At 33.8% G+C, this 6,221-nt stretch carries 6 protein-coding genes; all 6 read left to right on the forward strand.

What is annotated here, in order from left to right:
• Window position 1: 1 nt before the first annotated feature.
• Window positions 2–1,150, forward strand: a complete 1,149-nt coding sequence (locus AC1U9Z_RS01025) for an Ig-like domain-containing protein (protein WP_479955320.1) — start codon at window positions 2–4, stop codon at window positions 1,148–1,150.
• A 66-nt stretch (window positions 1,151–1,216) separates the two neighbouring features.
• Window positions 1,217–1,369 (forward strand): SHOCT domain-containing protein, encoded by a 153-nt coding sequence (locus AC1U9Z_RS01030; RefSeq protein ID WP_479955322.1) that lies wholly within the window; start codon window positions 1,217–1,219, stop codon window positions 1,367–1,369.
• Window positions 1,370–1,428: 59 nt separating this feature from the next.
• Window positions 1,429–3,045 carry a recombinase family protein gene (locus AC1U9Z_RS01035; RefSeq protein WP_479955324.1) on the forward strand — a complete coding sequence of 539 codons (1,617 nt, stop codon included), beginning with the start codon at window positions 1,429–1,431 and terminating at the stop codon, window positions 3,043–3,045.
• Between the two features lie 277 nt (window positions 3,046–3,322).
• A complete protein-coding gene (locus tag AC1U9Z_RS01040; RefSeq protein WP_479955326.1) occupies window positions 3,323–4,189 on the forward strand; it encodes an SHOCT domain-containing protein in 867 nt (288 codons plus the stop codon).
• Between the two features lie 127 nt (window positions 4,190–4,316).
• Window positions 4,317–5,444 carry an ankyrin repeat domain-containing protein gene (locus AC1U9Z_RS01045; protein WP_479955328.1) on the forward strand — a complete coding sequence of 376 codons (1,128 nt, stop codon included), beginning with the start codon at window positions 4,317–4,319 and terminating at the stop codon, window positions 5,442–5,444.
• A gap of 221 nt (window positions 5,445–5,665) precedes the next feature.
• Complete coding sequence (locus AC1U9Z_RS01050; protein WP_479955330.1) at window positions 5,666–6,073, forward strand: hypothetical protein; 408 nt, start codon at window positions 5,666–5,668, stop codon at window positions 6,071–6,073.
• The last annotated feature ends 148 nt before the right edge of the window (window positions 6,074–6,221 follow it).

Genomic DNA, 6,221 nt, shown 5'->3' on the forward strand with positions numbered 1-6,221 from the left:
CATGAAGGACATAGAGGTAATGATTGACTTTTTCCTTTTTGAGAAGGGGGAAGATATAAAAATAAATGGAATTGAGCAACGTGCTTTAATCATAGATGCCCAGGATAAATTAACCTTTTACGACGATAAAATTATCCGGTGTAAATACCAAATCCGAACTGGGGATATTGTTGAATATAACGATTTAAAATATTTAGTCATCAGCCAGATTGATAAGGAAGAAAACTCTTTCAGAGCTAGGCTAAGAAAATGTAGCTATAGGATAGCTTTTAACTGGTCAGGTAATATCAAATGGTTTGATTGCATTATGGAGAGTAAGGTATTTGACATTTCCACGGGTACATACATATCAATAGCTGGAGGAAACATTTTCATAACCGTTCAGCACAATTCTGACACAAGAAATATTGCTTTGAACCAAAGGTTCTATGCAACAAACCAACCATTTAAAATTACTGGTATAGATAAATCCCAAGAAGGTCTTATAAAATTTAATTGTTCCCTCGATTCAATTGATACTGCCGATGATGTTGAAAACAATATTGTAGACCGCTGGAGATATGAAATAGGTCATATCTATACATTGACCATTAATAATGGTGATACAGCCAATGTCCTTTTAAATGATATTATACAATTAAATTTATCAGTAACAGATAATGGAACTACGGTTTCGAATCCTATAGTTACTTTTACCAGCAGCGATTCAAATATTGTAAGCGTTGATAATATGGGTAAAGTTATGGGGATTGCCCCTGGACAAGCAATAATAACTGCCAAGCTTACATATCATGATACGGTTTCAGAGTCAATTACGATAACCACTATGGAAACCCTTACTCACAGTTATACTGTTCAGATAACTGGAAGTACCACGATAAAACTTGGTATGAGCCAATCCTATGTTGCCCATATTTATGATAATGGTACGGAAGTCTTTGATAAATCTGTAGTATGGAGCGTAAGGAATCAAGACGGGAGTACCTCCCCGGCCTATGCCACGATTACTGCAAGTACAGGAAATGGTGTAACAATTAAAGCCGTTAGTAGCAGTACATATTTAAATAGATATATTGTTCTAAGGGCAACGCTTTCGGATGATGAGACTGTATTTAAGGAATTTTCGGTACAATTAAAGAGCTTGTTTTAATTCATTAAATTTTTGAGTGGGTGTAAAAGCCCACTCTTTTTATATTTTGGAAGGAGAAGATTGCGTTTGATTAATCATAGTCTAGTCAATTATCAAATGAGTTTACATATATTAAATTCCCTAAGAGAAATGAAGCTGATTACCGAGGAAGAGTTTGCTGCCATAGATAGAGAGAATCAAAAATCCTTTCAAGCCCAGGAATATCAACGATTGAGTTGATTTATGCGGACACCAATTATATCATGTGACCACAAAAAGAATAGAAAGGAAGGATTATTTTGGCAGCAAAATCTTCAAAGAAAGTTGCGGTAATTCCGGCTAAACCTATTGAGGTTATACAGGGGCTACCGGAAAACTCAAAGAAAAGGGCTTGTGCCTATTGCAGGGTTAGTACTGATAATAGAGATCAAGAAACTAGTTACGAATCACAGGTAACTTATTATACTACCTATATAAAGGATAAGCCTGATTGGATTTTTGTCGATATTTATGCCGATGAAGGGATTTCAGGCACTAGCACTAAGCATAGGGATGAATTTAACCGAATGATTAAGGATTGTATGGAAGGTAAAATAGATATTGTAATCACAAAATCTATTTCGAGATTTGCGAGAAACACTTTGGATTGTTTGCATTATGTAAGAAAATTAAAAGATAAAGGTATTGCAGTGTTCTTTGAAAAGGAGAACATAGATAGCCTTGATTCAAAAGGCGAAGTAATGCTTACTATCCTTAGTTCCCTTGCCCAAGATGAAAGCCGTAATATTTCCGAAAACGTTCAATGGGGAATATCAAGGCAGTTTCAAAATGGCAGAACAATAGTCAATACTACCAGATTCTTAGGCTATGATAAGGATGAAAACGGGGAACTCATAATTAATGAAGAAGAGGCCAAATTGGTTAGGCGTATTTACAGAGAATACCTAGAAGGTAAGAGCTATAATGCTATAGCCAAAGGATTAACAAATGATGGAATAAAGACTGTAACAGGCGGTACTAAATGGTGGGATTCTACAATTACTGGTATACTAACTAACGAGAAATATTATGGCGATTTACTTTTACAAAAGACTATAACTGTTGATTTTCTAAACCATAAAAGGGTTGATAATAAAGGACAGGCAAAGCAATATTTAATAGAAGGAAACCACGAGCCTATTATATCTAAAGAAATATTTGATATGGTGCAGGATGAGAAAGAACGGAGAGCTTTATTAAAAGGTAACCTGGTAGGGGATCGGCATAAATACTCCAGTAAGTATGCCTTCAGTGGAAAGGTCATCTGCGGTGAGTGCGGTAACATTTTTAAGCGAAGAACATGGAACAGCAAAAGTAAGTATAAGAAAATTGTATGGCAATGCAAAACCTACATTGTAGATGGCAAAGAAGCTTGTGATGCCAGGGCTGTGGGTGAACAGGTTTTAATGGATGCTTTTGTCAGGGTATTTAACAGGATTAATGAAAATAAGGAAGATTTTATTAAAACCCTCACCAAGAATATTGAAAAAGTCTTGACAGGGAAAAATGCCAGCAAGGAAATGGAAGCCCTAGATAACCAGATTGAGATTATGAAAAACGACCTTAAGGGACTTATAAAGTTTCAGATACGAAACAATATTGATGACGGAGTTTATAAAGAGGAATATTGGAAATTATCCAATGAGCTTGAGGAACTGCGGAGACAGAAGGCCAAGTTGGAAAAGGAGAATAGTAACAGGGAAGATTATCGACAAAGGGTTAATGAGATTATTGAGGTGCTAAGTAAGCAGGAATTACTAACTGAATTTGATGATAAAATATTTAATGCGTTGGTTGAGAAGATAGAAGTTCTCTCACCAACGCATTTTGTTTTTGTATTGAAAAGTGGGATGAGGGTGGAGGAAATAGAAGGTTAATGCGCTTGCATTTATTTTTATAAAGTGAGTTTTCCAACCTGAGATATGAGGATAAAGTCATCGTCAGAATGGCAATGACTTTATCCTAAAGTTTTTTAGGATTTACTCAATGTTTTTAGATGAAAGCTACCATATAAATATCTAACTGTGAAGGAGGAATGCATGGAGATAAATTGAATACTGATTTAGATGATACTGGCAATTATGATTTTGTTGTTGCAACTATTTTTACACAATGTACAAAGATGTAAATTTTTTTTTAAGTGAGGTGTTTGAAATGGGTTTTATACCGGGTTGTCTAACAGTGTTACTTTTATTATTTGTGTTGTCGTTATTCATGACTTATCCGATTCCGGCGAGTATTATTACGGTGGTTTTAGTTATCCTGGGTATTGTTATCAATAATAATAATAAGGAAGAGAGAGAAAAACAGCTAAGATTACAAAACGAGTCTAAAGAAAGAGCCATACAAGCATATAACGATATTAAAGCAAATATTTCTATTCCCGAAAATGCTTTAAAAGTCAATTATAAGAGCGGATATGCAAAGTTATTGGGTACTGAGAATTATATGTGGTTAGAAAATAATAATCTATGTTTTTTTCCTGCTTCTTCGCCAAACAATGATTCACCAAGTAATATTGAGAAGATTATTTTATTCAAAATTCCGGTTCACAAAATCGAGTATTATGCAACTAGGGGTGAAGTAATACATGAAAATAAAATCACTGGTGGGGGCGGTGGCGGTAGTTCGATAGGCGGTGCTGTAGTTGGCGGTGTAATCGCTGGTGGGGCAGGTGCCGTTGTCGGCAGTAGAAAAAAGGCAGACCCAATAGAATCTAAACTGGTTACTCATGATACGAGAGAGACTTTTATTAACTTCTTTGACGACGAGAACAAAAAGCACTCATTGTTCTTTGGCTTCAAGGATTATAGTATGTTCAACGAACTGCTACCTGAGAAAGCATTTGAAATTGTAAATACAATTAAAACAAATAATATTTTAAATAAGGTTATCAATGAGAACAGAACTATAAATATTACAGAACAAATTAGAGAACTTGCCAAACTTAAAGATGAAGGAATTTTAACAGAAGAGGAGTTTTCAGAAAAGAAAAAAGCATTATTAGAGAAGATTGATTGATGGTGCTTATTGTTGAAGTTACTGATAGTATGTTCGGGGAAATAAAAGTAGAATGAAAAATTTGCCCAAATTATAATTCTGTCGGATATATTTGGAATAAGAATGACTAGAAAGAAGGGCTTTTGAATTGAACATTTTAAAGGTTTTAATCGGGGTTTTATTATGTATTAATTTAATTGGCTGTTCTTCGGAAGCGGAAAAAGGGAACCAACAAACTGCTCTAATGAAGGCTATACAAGAGGAAGATGTTAATAGTATAAAAAAATTGATAGACAAGGAAAGTAATATTAATGCTAAAGATAATCAGGGGAAAACAGCATTAATGCATTACATTATGAGAACAAATAAATATGTATCAAATAATCGTTATGTTGCAAATGTTAACCCTCAATTTATTAATATAGAAATCTTGCGGAGTCTTTTTAGTAAAGATGCAGATCCAAACATAAAAGACAATGATGGGAAAACTGTTTTATGGTATTCATTAGATAATCCCTTTTTTGAAGAGATATTAAATAAGTCAGACCCTAATATTATTGACAATATAGGAAAAACCGTATTGTTTAAAGAAGTTGAAAAAGCTGGTTCGGAAAAGGTAATAAGTTTATTGTTAGCAAAGGGTTTAGATGTAAATATTCAAGATAATCAAGGAAAAACAGCTTTAATGTATGCCATTTTATCGTTAGAGGAAAGAAAGAAAAAGAGTATAGAGGACGGGGAAAAAAATAATGGTATGTTGATGTACCCAACAATGTCAGAATCGGCTGTTGCAGGTGAAATTGAAAGAACAGTAAATTTGTTATTGAAAAATCATGCAAATCCAAATCTACAAGATAAAGATGGTAAAACAGCGTTAATGTATGTTAGTAACTACCCATCAGAAAGTTCAATAGCAACTGTAAGTAAAGTGCTTTTAAGGTATGGTGCTAACCCAAACATAAAGGACAAAGACGGGCATACTGCAAACTATTATTATGAAGAAGGTAAAAAGATAAGAATTGAAATTGCACAGACTGAAGCCCAACAGGAACAACAGATATTTAGGGATAATGCAGATAAGCATAACAATACTTCATATAGTTCTCCCAAGATAGGAATGACAATGCAAGAAGTATTAGATTCCACTTGGGGCAAACCTAAGAAGATTAATAAAACAACTACCGCTAATGGTACAAGCGAACAATGGGTTTATCCTTCATTGGGATATGTATATTTTGATAACGGATATGTAACTGCTATTCAGGAAGAGAAATAAATTGTAGCTTCCAATAAAAAATTATTATTTTAAATTATATTCTTTTTACCATCTCAACACATGTGGAGTGCGTGGTAAGGATAGAAAGGAAAAACAGTTAGAGCCTTGAAAAATCAAGGTTCTTTTGTTTTCAAAGCAGTTTTTTTTTGAATTTCCACTATAATTAGATTATTATATTTTAATTAATTTTTATAATTGCTTCTATACGAAAGGAGAGTCCCATGCAAGGAGAATATTTATTTAGAGCTTTAAGTAAAAAGGATTTGGACAATTATGGAGGAGGAAAAAATATTGAATGTAAGTCTTCTGTTAAAAATTATAGTTTTGATGTAGCAATCAAAGATGCTAAAGTACAGGTTGCAAGCGGTTCAACAATAGATACTTCATGGATCTCTACTTCAAAGGATTTTTTTACATGTTCTGAAGAATATTCGATTCCTCAAATGGGGGGATTTAATAATGCTAAATGTCGTAGACGAATAGCTATTATTAGCCGTAATGACGAAATTGGTACAACTAATCAATATAAATTTAATAATATTAATTGTACTTATATTAAAAGTAATGAATATGTTTTAGATTTAGGAGACTGGAGTAGTATCATTTTAGTTGAGTCAACAAACTCGTAAAACTGGGGATAATTCCTAATAACACAAGGAGGATATCCAGATGCGAGTTTATGACAAAGAATTCAAAGAAGAAGCCGTTAAATTGTCCCATGAAATAGGTAATAAGGCCGCCGCGGAACAATTGGGAATACCCGTAACCACCTTATAC

The organism is Desulfotomaculum sp. (genome assembly GCF_982386235.1).